At 57.9% G+C, this 17,841-nt stretch carries 12 protein-coding genes; 2 read left to right on the top strand and 10 right to left on the bottom strand.

Annotated elements, in window-relative coordinates; genetic code table 11:
• Positions 1 to 21: 21 nt before the first annotated feature.
• The 10 genes from tssG to V8J88_RS23835 form a co-directional block, all read right to left on the bottom strand.
• Positions 22 to 1,026 (bottom strand): type VI secretion system baseplate subunit TssG, encoded by a 1,005-nt coding sequence (gene tssG, locus V8J88_RS23790; protein ID WP_338846779.1) that lies wholly within the window; start codon positions 1,024 to 1,026, stop codon positions 22 to 24.
• Positions 1,011 to 2,888 (bottom strand): type VI secretion system baseplate subunit TssF, encoded by a 1,878-nt coding sequence (gene tssF / locus V8J88_RS23795; protein ID WP_338846780.1) that lies wholly within the window; start codon positions 2,886 to 2,888, stop codon positions 1,011 to 1,013. The genes tssG and tssF overlap by 16 nt, the downstream gene beginning before the upstream one ends.
• 4 nt (positions 2,889 to 2,892) lie before the next feature.
• On the bottom strand, positions 2,893 to 3,414 hold the full coding sequence (tssE, locus tag V8J88_RS23800) for a type VI secretion system baseplate subunit TssE (protein WP_338846781.1): 522 nt from the start codon (positions 3,412 to 3,414) through the stop codon (positions 2,893 to 2,895).
• Complete coding sequence (locus V8J88_RS23805; protein WP_338846782.1) at positions 3,407 to 4,258, bottom strand: type VI secretion system accessory protein TagJ; 852 nt, start codon at positions 4,256 to 4,258, stop codon at positions 3,407 to 3,409. The genes tssE and V8J88_RS23805 overlap by 8 nt, the downstream gene beginning before the upstream one ends.
• A gap of 149 nt (positions 4,259 to 4,407) precedes the next feature.
• Entirely contained in the window at positions 4,408 to 4,899 is a 492-nt protein-coding gene (locus V8J88_RS23810) for a type VI secretion system tube protein Hcp (protein WP_338846783.1), read from the bottom strand.
• Between the two features lie 133 nt (positions 4,900 to 5,032).
• Positions 5,033 to 6,523, bottom strand: a complete 1,491-nt coding sequence (tssC, locus tag V8J88_RS23815) for a type VI secretion system contractile sheath large subunit (RefSeq protein WP_338846784.1) — start codon at positions 6,521 to 6,523, stop codon at positions 5,033 to 5,035.
• A gap of 22 nt (positions 6,524 to 6,545) precedes the next feature.
• Positions 6,546 to 7,046, bottom strand: a complete 501-nt coding sequence (gene tssB, locus V8J88_RS23820) for a type VI secretion system contractile sheath small subunit (protein WP_338846785.1) — start codon at positions 7,044 to 7,046, stop codon at positions 6,546 to 6,548.
• Between the two features lie 335 nt (positions 7,047 to 7,381).
• Complete coding sequence (gene tssA, locus V8J88_RS23825; protein ID WP_338846786.1) at positions 7,382 to 8,464, bottom strand: type VI secretion system protein TssA; 1,083 nt, start codon at positions 8,462 to 8,464, stop codon at positions 7,382 to 7,384.
• A 335-nt stretch (positions 8,465 to 8,799) separates the two neighbouring features.
• Positions 8,800 to 10,263 carry a type VI secretion system contractile sheath large subunit gene (locus tag V8J88_RS23830; RefSeq protein ID WP_338846787.1) on the bottom strand — a complete coding sequence of 488 codons (1,464 nt, stop codon included), beginning with the start codon at positions 10,261 to 10,263 and terminating at the stop codon, positions 8,800 to 8,802.
• A gap of 99 nt (positions 10,264 to 10,362) precedes the next feature.
• Positions 10,363 to 12,258, bottom strand: coding sequence for a phosphoethanolamine transferase (locus V8J88_RS23835; RefSeq protein ID WP_338846788.1), 1,896 nt, complete (start codon positions 12,256 to 12,258; stop codon positions 10,363 to 10,365).
• Between the two features lie 230 nt (positions 12,259 to 12,488).
• Between V8J88_RS23835 and V8J88_RS23840 the strand changes: the two genes are divergently transcribed.
• Positions 12,489 to 17,342 carry a DUF6861 domain-containing protein gene (locus tag V8J88_RS23840; RefSeq protein ID WP_338846789.1) on the top strand — a complete coding sequence of 1,618 codons (4,854 nt, stop codon included), beginning with the start codon at positions 12,489 to 12,491 and terminating at the stop codon, positions 17,340 to 17,342.
• A gap of 34 nt (positions 17,343 to 17,376) precedes the next feature.
• Positions 17,377 to 17,733, top strand: coding sequence for a hypothetical protein (locus V8J88_RS23845; RefSeq protein WP_338846790.1), 357 nt, complete (start codon positions 17,377 to 17,379; stop codon positions 17,731 to 17,733).
• Positions 17,734 to 17,841: the final 108 nt, after the last annotated feature.

A 17,841-nucleotide genomic window follows, 5' to 3' on the forward strand; every position in this document is an offset into this window, starting at 1 on the left:
GTCTTGGTTGTGCGCGCCGGATCAGCTCAGGCGCGCGGTCGGTGAATAGGTTAATTCGTCGCCGTCATGCGGCAGCGGGCGGCTGCACAGCCAGGTTGAAAAGCCCAACCTGACATCGCTGCCCAGCGCTAACGGCGGCGTCTCTTCTTTTTTCAAAATCAATTGCACATCCCATTCCAGCGCATCGCCGCAATAATTGCGGATCCAGGCGATTAAGCGCTTAATGCTTTCGCCGCCCGGCAACATGCGGCGGTATTCAGCATAGTCAAGCGGGCCGATAATCAGCCGGAATTTATTCTGGCAATCCCATACGCGCTCACCCAGCACGGCGGAGACGCCCAGCTGCGCGCCCTCGGCATCGCCCAGACGTGAGCGCACTTCGCGCGGCAGATACATCCAATGGCCGACAAATTGCTGCAATTTGATCGGCAAATGAAAGTAATCGCGCAAAATCGTCACCAGCCCGGAGGCGGGACGGGTCTTGCCCGCCATCAAACCGGTGAAATGGAGTTTGGCGAAATCCGACACCGCATCGCGTTCGCGCAGCGCCGGACTGCCGATGCCAAACAGCGCGCCCAGATAATTTGAGAAACGGTCGTTATCGTTGCGGTCCAGGCTGATGACCGGCTCGGCCATCGCGCGCGAGCGGTAAAACAGCTGCAAAAAGCGATGGTGGAAGATATCCAGGAAGCGGCTCAAGGTCGCATCATCGCCATTGCGCAGACGGTCGCGCGTGTATTCGGTGAAGTGAATCGGCATCGGCGCGTTGGGGCCGGTCAAGCCGAAGAAATTCACGTTCAGGCGCGCCGGTTCCGCGCCTGCCGGCACATAATTGCCGACAGCAGTGGCGTGGAACATCAGCTCGGGCAACTGGGCGAAACGCACCGCGTCGTCGCGCGGGCGCAGCGATTCGCCGATGCGCGGCAAATTGCTGTAAGCGTTTTCCAGCAAGCGGCAGAGTTGATAAAAATCAACTTCATGCGCATGTTGCTCCAGCCAGGCGCTCAGTTCTACAGGATCGCGCATAAACCCGCCTTGCTCGGCCAGCGCATGATTTCACCGCGCCCTATGGTTTTGATGACGGTTTCGGTGAAAGAATTCACGGAAACATATTGCGCAAAGAAACGATCCAGCACTGCTCCCAGCAGGAAGGGGCCGGAGCCTTCAAACGCATTGTCGTCCATGGTCAGCGTCAGTTGCAGTCCACGGCCATAGGTGATCGGGCCGGGCGAGGGCATGCGGCGCGTGATGCGGTCGCATTGCACGTTGCGCACCCCTTCCACCTGGCGGTGGCTGGCGTCATCGTTTTCATGCGAATACAGATACAGCAATTCACGCAGGGCGACGGCGCCTTGCTGCGGGTCGCTGTCCATCAGGGACAGGTAATTGAGCGAAAGATGATTTAAGAAACGCCAGATCATGGCGCCTTCGGCAAAGGAGGCGTAAGGCTGGCTGGGGCCGGCCACCACGCGCACCGATTCCGCCGGCGCTTCGCCCATAATCAAAAAGTCGGTGCGGCCAATGCCGAGCGACATGGTGAGCGGCAAATCGCGATTGGTGCACAGCGTGCCTAAGCCGAGTTGCATCAAATCGGGCGGGTAGGGCGTGTTTTTCGCATCCACAATCGAGACAAACACTTCACTCCCTATGTAGGACGAACGCGGGCCGACATTGCGCTGACGCTCGGACAGCAAACGCCGTTCGCGGCGCATGGTGTAATACGATTTTTCCTGCGACTCGCGATTCAAATCTTTGGCGCAGTAAAACGATTCAAAACCCTGCATTGATTCCGGCCCGTTGCCATAGCCGATCACATCGGTGATATGGAAGACTTCAAAGTCCAGCGGATGGCTGCGATTCGGCACCACATGGTATTCCAATTGCTTGGAAGTGATTTCGATGCGGTCGCCGCGATGCGGGAACAGATTGATCGCCGGGACACAGTTGAGCGCAAAATAACTGTGGTCGAGGGTTTGCTCCAGCACGGCATCGCCGCGTGACAGCAAAATCGTGATGTCGAGTGCGCGCTCATCGCAGTTTTGCACCGCCGCGCGCAAGCCCTCAACTTCAAAAAACATATAGCGCTGCGGGAAGGCGAAATATTCCTGCAGCAAGCGATAACCCTGAAAACTCTGCCGGTGACTGGGGATCAGCGCATCCGCTTCATCAAAGCCCACGGTTTTCAGCGCGCTCTTTGGCAGCAATTTATAGCCGCTGCGCGCGCCGCTGGCCGGCGTCACCAGCACGCCTTCGATGTGGCTGAAGATTTTTTCATAAATCCGCATCGGAATGTCGTCACTGCCACGGATGAAAAAGCACAGCTTGTCCATGGCCAGATTGCGGAACACGAAATCATTGCAAACTGAAATGCGCAGGCGCAGCCCGGCTTTGACATTTTGCGGCAACTGGAATTCGATCCCGGCCTGTTGTCCGCCATAGGTGAAGAATTTGGCTTCGTCCAGCTTCACCGGCCACAGCCGCACTTCATGCCCGGTGCGGTAAATACAGGGGATGAAATCGGTCGAGGGCACCAGGCTGTTCAAGGTGGTTTGACGCGGCACCACAAAACCCGCGCCAAGCGTCGGGTTGGTCATATCCGGGTTGAATTGCACCACCGTCATCGAGGGCGTCGGCGCCAATAAATGGGGATACACCAATTCCGCCAGATGCTGGGTAAAGCGCGGATATTCGGCATCCACTTTCATCTGAATGCGTGCGGCTAAAAAGCTGAATGATTCCAGCAGCCGCTCGACATAGGGGTCTGCGCATTCAAACCCTTCCAGGCCCAGGCGACCGGCGATTTTCGGGAAGGCCTTGGCGAATTCGCCGCCGACTTCGCGCAAATGTTGCAGTTCCTGATTGTAGTAACGCAGAAATTTCGGATTCATTTCTTCAACTCGGGCCGCCGACTTCAGTTAATTTGAAGGCAGCCCCTTCCATGTCCAATTCGGTTTTCAGATACAGTCGTTCCGGGTAAGGCTGGGCCCACATATCGCCTTCGATCTCGAACATGATCTTGTTGTAATTCACCCCGCCATGCGCGGTGGAAACCGCGCGCACCTTGACCGTGTCAGGAATCAAGCGCGGTTCAAAATCCAAAATCGCTTGCTCGATATTTTTTTCGAGCTGGGTCAAATCCATGCCGACCAGGGTCATGCCGGAAATGTCCGGCATGCCGTAATTGAGCACCGAATTGGCGACATAGGGATAGGCCTTATTCATATGCTCATCCATCCGCGTAAACAGGCGGGTGGTGTTCAAGAGCCATGCCAGATCGCGCAATACGCCTTCGCGCAAAGTGCGGATTGAGAGCACGCGGCGATCACGCGACTCGACCGACTTTTCCGGCTCCAGGTCGGTCAGGCGGTCGAGCAGGGAAGGCTGCAGGCGCTCACGCGGGGCCAGTTCAGCCATGCTGCGGCGCCTCCGCGCCGTCGTCCTGCGCTTCTTCGCCCTCATCCAGCGCGACGCTGTCCAAGGTGATCTTGCGCAAATCCAGCAGGGCGTAATCGTCTTCGTCGGTGATCAGCATGCGCTGGCCGATGCCGCGCGGTGTTTCGCTGCCGGCGACTGTGCGCCATTCAGTGCGGCGGCCCAGCAGCAGCGCTGAATCTTCGCTGCTTTCCGTGCCTTCATAGCGTGAGGGGATCAGGCCCGGCGATTGGCCGCCATTGACCCAGGTGAAGACGGCGGGGGTCCAGACTTTGTCGCGCAAATCGACCGGCGCTTCAAATTCGATTTCAGCAATGCAGTTGAACGGAATCCAGTAGTAACGGCCATTCACGATGGCTTCCAGCACCGGGCCCATGCGGGTGTCGGCGTCGGCCAGCCAGGCGAACGGTTTGTCATTCGCCACGCCGGAGGTGGCGGGGGCTTGTTCCAGCGCCTGGGCGCGCAATTGATCAGCTTGCGCATACTGGCCGGCGCCATCCAGGCGCAGGGCTTCCAGCAGCATCACAGTCCAGGATTGCGGCTGGCCGAAAATCAGTGGCGGGCGTTTGCCCTCAAAAATCTGTTTGCGCAGCGCTTCACATTGCAGCGCTTCGCGATAGGTCTGCACCATGGGGAGGGTGGCGGCGTCAAGTTCAGCGGAGACCCCGAGTTGGGTCAGCGCGCGCGCCCAGTTGCCCTGCACGGCCAGTAATTGGAAGAGGAAAACGCGGTATTTCGCGTTGGATGGATCTTTGCGGACAAACTCTTGCAGCGATTTCAACGCTGCCGGGAGATCGCCTTCCTTGATTAGCTGTTCTGCAAGCATGCAAGCACTCCCTGCCGTGTCTTCCGCGCTTCTGCTTGCACGCAGAAACTGCGGGTATTGCAAACAAGTTTGGCATTGGACAGGTCGCCCCGCCCAATGCCATGCAACATGATGGAATGCCACGCCTGTGGCATTCCTGGCTGCTGTGATTACAGCGCCACGTTTTCGGCGATGCTCCAGCCGAACACTGCATCCGCGCCAATGCCGCCTTTGGAATCTTGCTTGGCGTACACGAACTTCACTTTCGCGAAGTTCAGGGTCACGTTTTCGGTCAGACGGTCTTCGCCGCCGGAACCACCGGTGGAGACGGAAGTGACCAGCACTTCTTCCATGGTGATTTCGACATAACGTTGTTGGCCTTCACCAGCCTTGCGCACCAGCAGCACAACTTTGTCGATGTGCGAACCTTTGGCCAGAGCGGTCATCAGTGCGTTGGTCGAGTTGTCGATGTACTTGGTGAAGGACAGGTCTTGGAAGTTGGCTTTGCCTGCGCCGCCGCCACCGCCCATGTGGGTGGTGCCGGATTGGGACATGCCCCAGCTCCAAGCCAGAACGTCGATGTCGCCCTTCGGACCTTGTACTTTGTCGCGGGATTCACCTTTGATCTTGGCGCCCATGTTGATGAACATATCTAATGCCATTTTTTTTCTCCTGATTAAGCCGGTCTACAATTTTTCCGGCAATGTTGCAAAGTGTGGCGGGCCGCTGTACGGGGTGGCCCGCCTTACCAAAATGAAAGTCAGCTTCAAGCAACCGCAGCAGCGCTGTCGGTCATCAGCCACCTTTCGCTGAAGGCAGCTTGGAGACCAAACGTAAAGACACCGTCAGTCCTTCAAGCTGATAATGCGGCCGCAGGAAGAACTTCGAGCTGTAATAACCCGGGTTCCCTTCGACTTCTTCAACCACAACCTCGGCGGCTGCGAGCGGTTTGCGCGCCTTGGTGGCTTCGCTCGAATTCGCCGGGTCTCCATCCACATACTGCGTAATCCATTTGTTCAGCCAGCGCTCCATATCGTCGCGCTCTTTGAACGAACCCACTTTGTCGCGCACGATGCACTTGAGGAAGTGCGCAAAGCGGCAGGTGGCGAACAGATACGGCAGACGCGCCGCCAGATTGGCGTTCGCGGTCGCATCCGGATCATCATACTGCGCCGGCTGGTGCAAAGACTGGGCGCCGATGAATGCCGCAAAGTCAGTATTCTTTTTGTGCACCAGCGGCATAAAGCCATTACCCGCCAACTCTGCTTCGCGCCGGTCGGAAATCGCGATTTCGGTCGGGCATTGCATCGCCACGCCGCCATCGTCGGTGGGGAAGGTGTGCACCGGCAAACCTTCGACCGCGCCGCCGGACTCAATGCCGCGAATGCGCGAGCACCAGCCGTATTCTTTGAAGCTGCGGTTGATATTCACCGCCATCGCGTAGGCCGAGTTAGCCCAGGTATAGCTCTTGCTGCCCGGTTCGTCGGTGTTTTCTTCAAAATTGAATTCTTCCACCGGATTGCTCTTCGCGCCATACGGTTGACGCGCCAGGAAACGCGGCATCGCCAGACCGACATAACGCGAATCTTCAGACTCGCGGAAGCTGCGCCATGCGGCATGTTCCGGGGTTTGGAAGATCTTGGTCAGATCGCGCGGATTGGCCAATTCATTCCACGATTCCATCAACATCACAGCCGGGCTGGCGGCAGAGATGAACGGCGCGTGGGAAGCGGCGCTGATCTTGGCCATGCCGGTCAGCAATTCCACGTCCGGCGCGCTGTTGTCGAAATAATAGTCAGCCACGATGCAGCCGAAAGGCTCGCCGCCGAACTGGCCATATTCCTCTTCATACATTTTCTTGAACATCGGGCTTTGATCCCATGCCGTACCCTTGTATTTTTTCAGGGTCTTGGCCAGATCGTTTTTCGAGATGTTCATCACGCGGATTTTCAGCGTCTCATCAGTCTCGGTGTTATTCACCAGATAGTGCAGACCGCGCCATGCGCTTTCCAGCGCCTGGAATTTGTCCGAGTGGATGATCTGATTAATCTGATCAGTCAGTTTTTTGTCCAACTGGGCGATCAAACCTTCAATCGTCGCGATCACATCGCTGGAAATCAGGTTGGCGCCGGCCAGCGCTTGCTCGGCCAGGGTGCGCACAGCGGTTTCGACCGATTCTTTGGCCTTGTCCGATTGCGGCTTGAATTCTTTTTGCAGCAGGCTGGCGAAATCACTGGCTTCCAGGGTTACGCCAGCGGCGGATTGTTGGGCTTCTGCGCTCGTCATTGCATATTCCTCCGGATGCTGATTATTCGGTTGGCTTCGGAGCCGAAGACAGGGCTTGCATCAGCGCCGGCTCAGCCAGCAGCTTGGCAATCAATTCTTCCGCACCGGTCTTGCCGTCCATATAAGTCAACAGATTCGACAATTGATTGCGCGCTTCCAGCAATTGATTCAGCGCGCCCACCTTGCGCGCAATCGCGCCCGGTGAAAAGTCGTCCATGCTTTCAAACGTGATGTCCACCGCCAGATTGCCTTCGCCGGTCAGGGTGTTTGGCACCTGCACTGCGACGCGCGGTTTCATCGCTTTCAGACGTTCGTCGAAGTTATCGACATCGATTTCCAGGAATTTGCGGTCAGCCACTGACGGCAATGCTTCCGTGGGTTGGCCCGACAGATCGGACAGCACACCCATCACGAAGGGCAACTGGATCTTCTTTTCCGCGCCATAGACTTCGACGTCGTATTCGATCTGTACGCGCGGCGCGCGGTTGCGCGCTATAAATTTCTGGCTACTTTCCTTGGCCATGCGACTTCCCTCCTTGTTCAATTTTCAAAATCCATCCACCGCGCCACGCTTCCCGGGTCAGCAGCGCTTGCTGGCGGATAAAGCATGCTCCGGAATCCGCAATACTACGCCTGATCTTCCCGTTTAGCCGGAAATTCTGCGATTTCCAGCCCCTCATTTCATCAGGGAAATCACAACTGCCGCCTTGCTGCTGTCCCGATGAAAAGCATTGTGCGCTTTAAAAGTGGATGAATTATGGACTCTGTTCCCGTTTTTGCGCGATTACGCGCCATAACTCTACATTACAAAACGGCGCCAGGATGTTGTTGTTGCATCAATCCGGCGCCGCCCCTGCATTAATAGCCGTCGTCGTCCTCTTCCTGCTTGGGTTGAATGCCGGTCACCACCGTCACCTGATTGATGCCATCCGGCGCCAGATCTTCCATGATCTCGAAGAAGTTTTTGTGAATCAAGCGTTTGGCGCGCTGCATCACGAGCGGCACCGGGCTGGACGGCTCGAAGCGTTCGTAATACGTGCAAATCTTGTCAATCATGCGCGCCACATCTTCGCGGCTGCAGATTTCACCGCTGATCGCTTGCATGCGCACCGCGCCGCCGGCTGCCGCTGCCACGCCGCCGCCTTCGCTGCTGGCGCCGTCCTGGCTTTCCTGTGCGCCGCTGTCGGCGCCGCCGCCGCGCCGGTTCACGCGCTCCTGCATGAAATCGTAGGCGCGTTTCAAATTCTTTACCAGCACGCTCATGTTCAGCGCCTGCGAATTGCCGACTTTTTCACCCAGGCTGCGCTCAATGTCGCGCGCGCTTTCCCAGGCCAGCTGGGCGGCCTGCAGCGCCATTTGCACTCTTTCCTCATCCGCGTCCAGCACAGCGGCGTCGATTGAGGTCATGCTCAGCTTGGGATGATCTTCCGGCACGCTCAATTCGCCATTCGCGATTTCCAGCCCTTTGATGGTCAAAGGCCCGAGTCCCGGCAAGATGATAATCGGCGTGTCTTTCAACTCGCGGATGGTGGTGGGCTGATCAATCAGCGCGGTCAGGGAATTGATACGGAAGATCGGATCGTTGTCGTCATCCACATCCAGCATAGGATGCAGCGTGTCCCAGCGCTCATCAATGTAACGGCGGATCAAATGCAGACCATCGGCGAAGCCGGGCATGCCATTCAAGGCCATCAGAGAACGCGTCAGCAAAACCGCAATGCGCAAATCATGGGTGCGTCCGAGCAAGTCGAGCGCCATTTTTTTGACCACTTTCCATTCCGGCGGCACCGCCGGTTGAATCGTGTCGCCATATTGCACTTCAGGCTTGCCCTCGGCTTGCCGCTCCAGCTCTTGAAAGTCCGGGTCATATTCATGATCCGGCCCGCTCGGCTCAGACTCGCTGATGTCGTGCAGGTAATCGTCAATGTTGATGACACTCATACGTTCGTAATTGGTGAAAAAGGCTGAAAGGCTTAAGCAAGGAATGCAGGTGTTGCGGGCGCGGCTGGAAACCGCACAAGAACTCTATCGCACTGAGAACCGGCATGCAATGCATGAAATATATCGTTGCAGAACATGGGAAAATTTACATGCGGGTCTATTTTCCATTCTGCCGGCGTGACTTCCCGCCAGGATTTAAATCTGCACTGTTGCAAGAATCATAGCATAGAGTTTCTGTGTTTGACGATAAAATCTTGGCAGTTTTTACCATTGACATCATGGTTTTTTGGCAAGTATCGGCAAACACCCTGTTCAGCCCCGCATTCCTCCCCTGTTTACGCGCCCCAGCGCCCGCGCAATGCGCAGGCTGGCGACGCCATGGACTGCAGACGCAACAGCCGCACTGCATTCCGGTTTTTATAACTGTGCAAAGGCATCACGCCGGCTTGCAGCATGCGATCCGCCGCCTGTTCGCTCAAGCATGCTTCGGCAGCCGGCAGCAAACGCGCTTCGCCCTCTTCGCGCCAAGTGTAGGCCGGCAAATCGCCGATTTCCAGCTGGGTCGGGGTTTGCATCTCCCAGCCATCCTCCAACCAGGCCTGGGCCAGCAACAACGCCGGCGCGAAAGCGCCGCTGCCCCATAAAAATTCCTGATGTTGCATGACATTTTCTTCAAACGTGAAACGGCTCACAGGATCGCTCGCTTTGCCATACGGCAGCCGTTGCAGCAGGCGCGGCAGACACAAACCGATCCAGGCCGCTTGCGGCGCGCTGCGCAGTGCCTGCCAGCGCGCTGCGCTCTCGGCATCCAGTGCGCCCCAGTCACGCCCATCGGCCTGCTGCGCCAGCGATTGCGCGCCCAGCAATTCCGGCTTGGCGGCGGCTAACAGCGGCGCGCCGGCGGCGGCGGCGATGGCGCCGAAAGCCGCCAGATGGTGCACATCCAGCGCATCCGGGCCGAAGCGCCAATCAGACAACAAGAGCGCCCACGGCGTACCGTCCGCACCCTGGCGCGGCGCCTCCACCAGCGTGCGATACAGCGCGGCGCGGCTCAATTCTGTGCCGGCGTTACGCAAATCCGCCGCCGTTTCTTCCTGCCCGGCCTGCAACAAATGCAGTTGCAAGCCATCGTCCAGATTCAAATTGGTGATCAGGAAATGCACCCCGCGCCACAGCGCTTCGAGCGCCTGGAACTGCGGATGATGCAAAATCGCCCGCATTAAGCTGGCGGCGGCGTCATCCACTGCCGCCAGATACATGGAAGGATCGTGCGCTTGCACAATATGCGGCGCGACCGCATTGCGGATCAGTGCGTCGAGCTGACCCAGGCTGCCGGCAGCGGCCTGTGGCGGGGCCGCACTGCGTCCCAGCAGCGCGGCAAAATCGCTGACCGGCTGCGCCTGCCCGGCGGGGGCCGGCGCAGCAGATGGCGGCGGCGCGCCCAATTCCGTCGCAGCGGCGGCGAATGTGGCCGGATTCAGCAAGCGTGCGCGGGTGGCGCGCAAATTCGCAAACAGGGGCAGATTGTCGTACAGATTATCGGGGTGAAAATCGTCGAATGAGGAGAAATTGATCTGCAGCGCGCCGCCGAATTGGGCCAGCTCCAGTTCCAGGCAGGGCGCAAAATGCGCCAGCACCGCATCCAGATTATCGATATCGACCTTGCGCGGGCGGCGTTCCGCGAGCGCGGCAACATCCTGGCGTGCGCCGCCGAAATTGCCCAGCAGTAAAAGCTTCATCGGCTGCTCCGGCGCCAGGCGTTGCGCCTGGCCGGCGCGGAATTGGAAGGAAAACTCCATCGTGCTCCCCTGCGGTCAAAAACTGCATTCTGACAGCGCCGGCGCGAGTGCGCAAACGGCGCCGGATCAAAGGCGCAAAACAGCCGACCAGGGCGCGTTTTATTTCTCCTGAGGCAAGGGTTTGTCCTTATCTATCACTTCGCGGCAAGCGCCTTTGATAATCGAATTGTCATAATTGGTCCAGCCATAGCTGTCCACATAGCGCGTATGGGTCTTGAACTTTTTATTCGCGAAACTCCACTCCAGCTTCTCATCCGGGTAGCTGATATCGCCCAGATCGAGCAGGGTGTGAAAAATGTTTTCGGTGGACAGCTTGGCCTTGCGGTTTTTTTGCACACGCTTCACTTTTTCCGCGTACTGCGCCTGATATTGGTCGGAATACCAGAACAGCGCCGGAATGTGGAACTCAAATTGCGTGTTGTGACCATGGAAAGCCAGATTGCAACTGCCGTCATACAAAGTCTGACCATGATCCGCCACATACAGCATCGCCGCCAGACGCGGCTGACTGTTTAACTGTGTAATGACTTGCGACAAAAACCAATCAGTGTACAAAATCGCGTTGTCAAAACTGTTATTCAGCCTTGGCTTGTTTTTCAAATCGGTGTAGGCCGGTTTATCGACCCCGAACAGGGAAGGCTGCCACTTATCAAACTCCTTCGGATGGCGGTGGCTGTAATTCCAGTGGCTGCCCAGGGTATGCAGCACAATCAGCTTTTTCGGGGCCGGATCAGCCAGCGCAGCCTGATAAGGATGAAGCAAGACCTGATCGTAATTTGACTCATTGGTGAAACCGCCCAGATTGACAAACTGAATCACATCCGCCTCTTTGGCGAATACCGAAATCGGCGTGTCGTAGTGGCCAAACGAAATCTGATTCGACAGCCACCAGGTCTTAAAACCGGCCTCCTTGAATGCAGTCAGGAAAGATTTTTCCGTAAACCCATCCTTCAAGCTTTGCATCGCTTTTTTGCGCGAAAGGATCACCGGAACCGACAAACGGGTGGCGGAAACCGAGGTGATCATGTCCTGCATACTGATCAGATTCGGCGTTTTTTTCAGCAGCGGCGTGGTGTCGCGTTCATAGCCATTGATGCTCCAGCGGTCAAAACGCGAAGATTCGCCGATCACCACCACCAGGGTTTGCGGTTCCGCCGGCGCGGTGTTTTGCCTGGCGTTGAAGCGGAAATTGCGGTTTTTCTCAGACAAAGCCAAGAGATTCTGACGCTCGGCAATAAAATCCTCGGCCCGCGCCATTAAGCCGAACGGCCAGCTGCGCGTCAAAATGCCAAAATCAAAAGGCACTTTGGCCCAGTAAGGCAGCTTTGGCCATTTGCCGCTTGCGCTGGCCGGGGCCTCGGCGGAAGCGCTGGATTCTTCCGCCACTTCTTCTTCCTCCTCCTCTTCCTCTTCCTCTTCTGCCGCGCTGCCATCGCCAAAACCGGATGCCGCCGCGCTCGACAGCGAGACAGAAGCGGAAGCCGATGGCGGAGCTTTTTCCACCCCGTTGGCATAGCCATACCACCACAGCGCGCCCAGCAAAATCAGCAAGGCCATGATCACCCAGCGCGACACATCGCCCCAATCCAGCGCGCGCGTGCGCAAAGCGCAACGCCAGCTCAGTACAAACCAGGCCAGCACCGCCAGCGCCACAAATAACAACAACCAGACCTTGTGCCCCAAAAACTCAATCGACTCGCGCGGACTGGTCTCCGCAATGATGCCTAAATGATGGGTGGAAATGCCCTGGCCATAAAACATCTGCAGATAAATCTCAATCGGCAGCGCGATAAAAGCCGGCAGCAACAGCCAATGAAAATACGCCGGGCGCTTGAACACCGACCACACCGCCAGCCATAGCACCACCTCCAGGCCCATCACCTGCCACCACAAAGGCACAGGTTTGCCCCACAACACAGCAGCGAACGGCGCAGCTGACAGCAGCAGATAAGTGAAGATGACAAACAGCGGAGCTGGTCGGAAAACGTCGCGCATGGGCTGGTAAAAGAAAGGGAAAAAACGCGCTATTATCCGCTAAACAGCGCGTTGACGCATACGCTTGCCCCGCCCGCAGACTAAATTCAGCGACACAGGCGCATACCCTGCTTTTGTTGTTAAAAATAACAATTTTTCGTCGCAATCATGTCATTTCCTGCAGGCTTAGCCATTCCCCTGGCGCAGCCATGCTAAGATTGCGCGCTCCCTGTCCGCATTCCCCCGCTCCCATGGATTTCAGTCAATACACCCCCAGCGCCATCTGGCGCCGCCTGGAAGAAACCGAGCGCCAACTGGCGTATGGGTTTTCCAGCCGCGCCCAATTCGACAGCTTTGGCCGGCCCCTGTCCGGGGCCTGGCGCGCGCCGGATGTGTGCAGCAGCGGGGTGATCGGACGTGTGATGCGGGTGCGTCAGGCGCTCGACGATTCGCAGGAAATTGCGCTGCGCCTGCTGCAACAGGACTTTGGTCAACTCAGCCTGGATATGATCTGGCCCATGCTCAAAGCCATCGCGCACGATGTCGCGCTGTATGTGGGCGGCGGCGCGCTGGCGGGCGGCGCGATTGGCGGCGGCCTGGGCGCCCTGGCCGGCGGCGTCGGCGCGGCGCCGGGCGCGATTGCCGGCTCCGCACTCGGCATGCAAGTCGGCAATCTGGTTTTGCAATTCATCGGCATCAAAGAATTGGCGCAGATGGTGATCAAATATGTGCCGGAAATTCTGTCCTGCTATTTAAGCGGCCTGCAACACGCCTGGGGCCCGCTGCCGGGCAGCCGCAGTTGCAACAGCGGCCAGCAAATCGAAAGCTATTACCAGCCCGGCTACGCCGCCGCCGAAATCGCACGCGGCCACAAACTGGTGACATATGCCCTGCTGATGGGCATGGTGGCGTATATGCTGCGCTCCGGCGGCACAGCGCAAAAGCTGATGGCCGAAATCGCACAAAACAGCCGGCTCGGGCCGAAAGTCGCCGCCTGGCTGGAAAAAAACCATAAGGCCCTGATGGCCGAAGGCCGCTTGCGTCCGGCGCATAACCGCGCCGGCGGCGCGGCAGCGGAAGGCGGCGCCGCCAAGGGCGGCAATAGCGCGGCGGGCAGCGGCGCCAAAAGCGAGTCCGGCGCCGGCGCAGGCAAATCCGGCGCCAGCGCAAGCAGCACAGCGGGGGCCGGCAGCAGCGGCAGCGGCGGCAGCAAAGCCGGCAACAGCACAGCCGCGCCAGCCGAACGCAAACCGGCAGACGGCAAACCGGCCAAAGACTGCGCCTGCACCCTGGTCGGGCACCCGGTGGACGCATTGAGCGGGGCCAAAGTCTTGCTGGGCGAAAGCGAATTGGACTTCGTTTTGCCCGGCATCGTAACGCTGGCCTGGCAGCGCAGCTACACCTCAGACAATCCACACATCAGCTGGCTGGGCCAGGGCTGGAGCCTGCCGCTGACCCTGGCGCTCTCCTTTTCCAGTCACAGCATCACCCTGCTCGACGCGCAGCACCGGGGCATCCGTTTCCCGCGCCTGGATATCGGCGAAGAATTTTATTCGCGTCACACACAAATGACCCTGGCGCGCGTCAGCCATGATGAATTCACCCTGCAAGACAAAGACGGCTGGCATTACCGCTTCCGCCTGTTTTCCGTCAATGCGCGCATCGCGCAACTGATTGAGCACAGCGACGCCTACGGCAACGCGATCACGCTCGACTACCCGCCCATCAGCAGCCAGCAGGCGCAACATGTGCCGCAGCAGATCCGCGACAGCGCAGGCCGCCTGCTGCGGCTGGAATTCGCCCACAGCCAAAGCGGGCCGGGCGGGCAGGGCGGACGCAGCCGCCTGCTGGCGGTCTGGCTGCAGCAAGACGACAGCGCCGAACAAGCCCTGGTGCGCTATGAATACGACGAACAGGGCGACTTGATCCGCGTGCTGGATCGCAGCGGCCAGATTCAACGCGAATTCGCCTGGCGCAATCACATCATGATCCGCCACAGCCAACCGGGCGGCTTGAGCGCGGAATATGAATACACTGAATACGCGCCGCACGGCAAAGTCACGCGCAGCAGCGCCAACAGCGGACAAAGCTGGCGCTTTGAATACGCCAAACAACAAACCCGCGTGGTGGACAATCTGGGGCGCAGCCAGCGCTTTCACTTCGACGCCGACAAACGCTTCATCGGCGCCACCGACCCGCAGGGCGGCAAACGCCAGCGCAAACTCGACCCCTGGGGCAATCTGCTGGAAGAAAGCGACCAGGCCGGCCATACAGAACGCCACAGCTATGACATGCGCAGCCGGCTGCTGCAAAGCGAAAGCGCAGACGGCGCCATCACGCGCTATGAATACAGCGGCCAATTCAGCCGCCTGCCGAGCGCCATCACCGACGCGCTGGGACATACCACCCGCATCAAACGCGACCAGGCCGGCCAGCCGTTGCACATCAGCGACGCCTTGGGCCACCACACCGTATTTGAACGCGATGCGCGCGGCTTGGTCAGCGCGATTGTGGATGGCAACGGCAAACGCAAACAGCTGGAATACAACGCCGCCGGGCAATTGACGCGCTACACCGATTGTTCCGGCCAGCTCAGTCAATGGGAATACGACGCGCAAGGCCGCTTGCTGCACAGCACAGACGCGCTGGGCCAGATGACACGCTATGAATGGGACGCCGCCGGCCGCCTGCGCCGGGTGAGCTACCCGGACGGCACAAGCGAAAGCTATGAATACGACGCCATAGGCCGCCTGCGCAGTCAGCTCGACGCACAAGGTCAGCGCACCAGCTACAGCCTGGATGCGCTGGGGCGCGTGCTGGAGCGCCGCAACGCGCTCGGCGGGCGTCTGGCCTATCGCTACGACGACGCGCAGCGCCTGGCGCAATTGATCAATGAAAACGGCGCGGTGTGGCAATTTCAATGGGATGTGCTGGACCGCCTGATCAGCGAAACCGGCTTCGATGGCCGCCACACCGAATACCGGCATGACGCCGCCGGCCAGGTGTTGGAAAAAATCGAACATGGGGTACCCGCCGCCGATCCTGAAATTGCCGCCGCAAACCGCATTCACACCCATTTCCAACGCGACGCCCTGGGCCGCCTGCTGCACAAGCGCGTGCAACGCGGGGCCGAAACGGCGCAGGAAACCCGCTACCGCTACGACCTGCTGGGCCGTTTATGCGGCGCGGCGAATGCGCACAGCCAGGTGGAAATGGAATATGACGCGCTGGGCCAATTACTGGCCGAACGCAGCCAGCTGCTGGGCGCAGACGGCCAAGCCGGGCCGGCGCGCGAACTGCGCCATGTCTATGACGCGCTGGGCAACCGCATCCAAAGCATCTTGCCGGATCAGCGCAAGCTGAATTTCCTGTATTACGGCTCCGGCCATTTGCACCAAATCAATCTGGACGGGCAGCTGATCAGCGATATCGAACGCGACGTGCTGCACCGCAGCATCAAACGCAGCCAGGGCGAATTGGAGAGCCACTTCCGCTACGACCCGGCAGGCCGCCTGCGCCAGCAGCGCGTGCAATACGCCGGCTGGCAAGGCGAGGCTGGCGGGCCAAACCCGGCCAGCGCACAAGCCGGACAGGCTGGTCAGACCGGCCAGACCGGCGCGCCCGTCATCGCGCGCGACTACCATTACGACGCCTTGGGCAATCTGCAGCGTCTGTACGATTTGCGCAGCGGGCAGAGTGATTACGTCTATGACGTGCTGGGCCGCATCACCGGCGCCAGCCTGCCCGGCCTGCAAGAGCGCTTCGCCTTCGACCCGGCGCACAATCTGCTGCCGGCGCAGGAGGCCCCGCCGGTGCAGGACAACCGCCTGCAGCGCTATGGCGACAAACGTTACGCCTACGACGCGCACGGCAATTTGCGGCGCAAGCAAAACGGCGCCGACAGCCTGCTGGAACTGGAATGGGACGCCCAGCACCAGCTGCGCACCAGCAGCAACACGCGCAAACCGGGCCAGGCCGACGCTCTGACCCAGCAGACGGAATACGGCTACGACCCGTTTGGCCGCCGCATCTTCAAGCGCGACCGTTTTGGCGTCACGCACTTCCATTGGGACGGCAACCGGCTCTTAATGGAAGGGCGCGGTTATCAAAAACGTTTATGGGTTTACGATGGCCCCGGCTTTGTGCCGCTGGCGCAAGTGGACGATGGCATGCCGCTGTTCGCCGACCAGGCCGGCCAAGCCGCCGCAGCGCGCCTGGCGGCGCAAACAGGCGCGCCAGACGAAGCCGACCCGGACGCCACCATTGTGCTGCGCCGCAAGCCAGCCGCCAGCGCTGCGGCAGAAGCCAGCGCGCCAGCCGCGCCGCAGGTTGCACAAGGGCAGGTGCTGTACTTCCACACCGACCACCTCGGCACGCCGCGCGAACTGAGCGACGCCCAAGGCCGGCTGCGCTGGCAAGCCAGTTATCAAAGCTGGGGCAATTTACTGCAAGTCGCCTACAGCGAAATCAGCGCCCCCTGCTGGCTGCCGCAACTGCAACCCTTGCGTTTCCAGGGCCAGTATTACGACGCCGAAACCGGATTGCATTACAATCGTTTCCGCTACTACGACCCGGACATCGGCCGCTTCATCAGCCAAGACCCGATTGGACTGGCGGGCGGGAATAATATTTATCAGTATGCGGCGAATCCGATTAGTTGGATTGATCCGTTGGGGTTGAGTGGAATTCCATATGGTTTCTCATCATACGGCCAATTTAAACAATTTGGTGAAGCAGCACAGGCTGGATTAACGAAAGCAGGCTACCCTAATACGCAGTTTTATATGCAAGGGAGCGCGGCTACTGGTGTTTCATTTGAAACAAAAGCGCCGTTTGATCTTGGCCGCGTGAGTGATTTTGATGTTGCTATAGTAAATTCTGATTTATTGGCAAAAGCTGATTCACTTGGACTATCAAAAGGAAATTGGAGTGAACCAATAAAAATGGGAAGCGATAACGCAAAAAATCTGGGTATTAATGATACCTTGGAAAAATTGTCGCGAATGTCCGGCGGACGTGAAGTTAATGGCATGATTTTCAAAGATGCCACAAACGCAAAAGGAAAAGCAACTAGCATTTCAATTCCCGTTAAATGCAGATGCTAATTTAATTATATATTTTATTATGCCCGAGGAAAAAATGAAGAAAAGCTACCATTGCAAATATGGCGCAAATATCACAACGGATGAAGTCATCAAGATTTTTCAAAAATTGTTTGACATGGAATTTGAATTGCATGAAAGCAGTTATGTTGGTATGTATTTCAAGTACACAGGATTATTTGCAGACAAAGTCACAATTAATCCAAAAGAATCTGCGTCACCAGATTGCCTTGATGACAAAGATTATGAAAAATATTCTTGTCTGATTTTTATTGATAATAACAGTGGAAAAAATGCAGACAAATTATCCAAAACAAAATATTTAAAATTTCACCTTGCAAAAATTTCTGATATTGTTTTTCTGCATGAAAAAATCATTGAGGAGAAAGCATAGTTGAGATTATTCATATATTTTTACATACCCAAGCTTTGTTGTAAAATCTAGCCGAATCGCGCTAAAATCGAAGTATGGCAACAGGGTGTTGATAAATGTAGATATTCA

Source organism: Massilia sp. W12 (genome assembly GCF_037300705.1).
Taxonomy (GTDB): Bacteria; Pseudomonadota; Gammaproteobacteria; order Burkholderiales; family Burkholderiaceae_D; genus JACPVY01.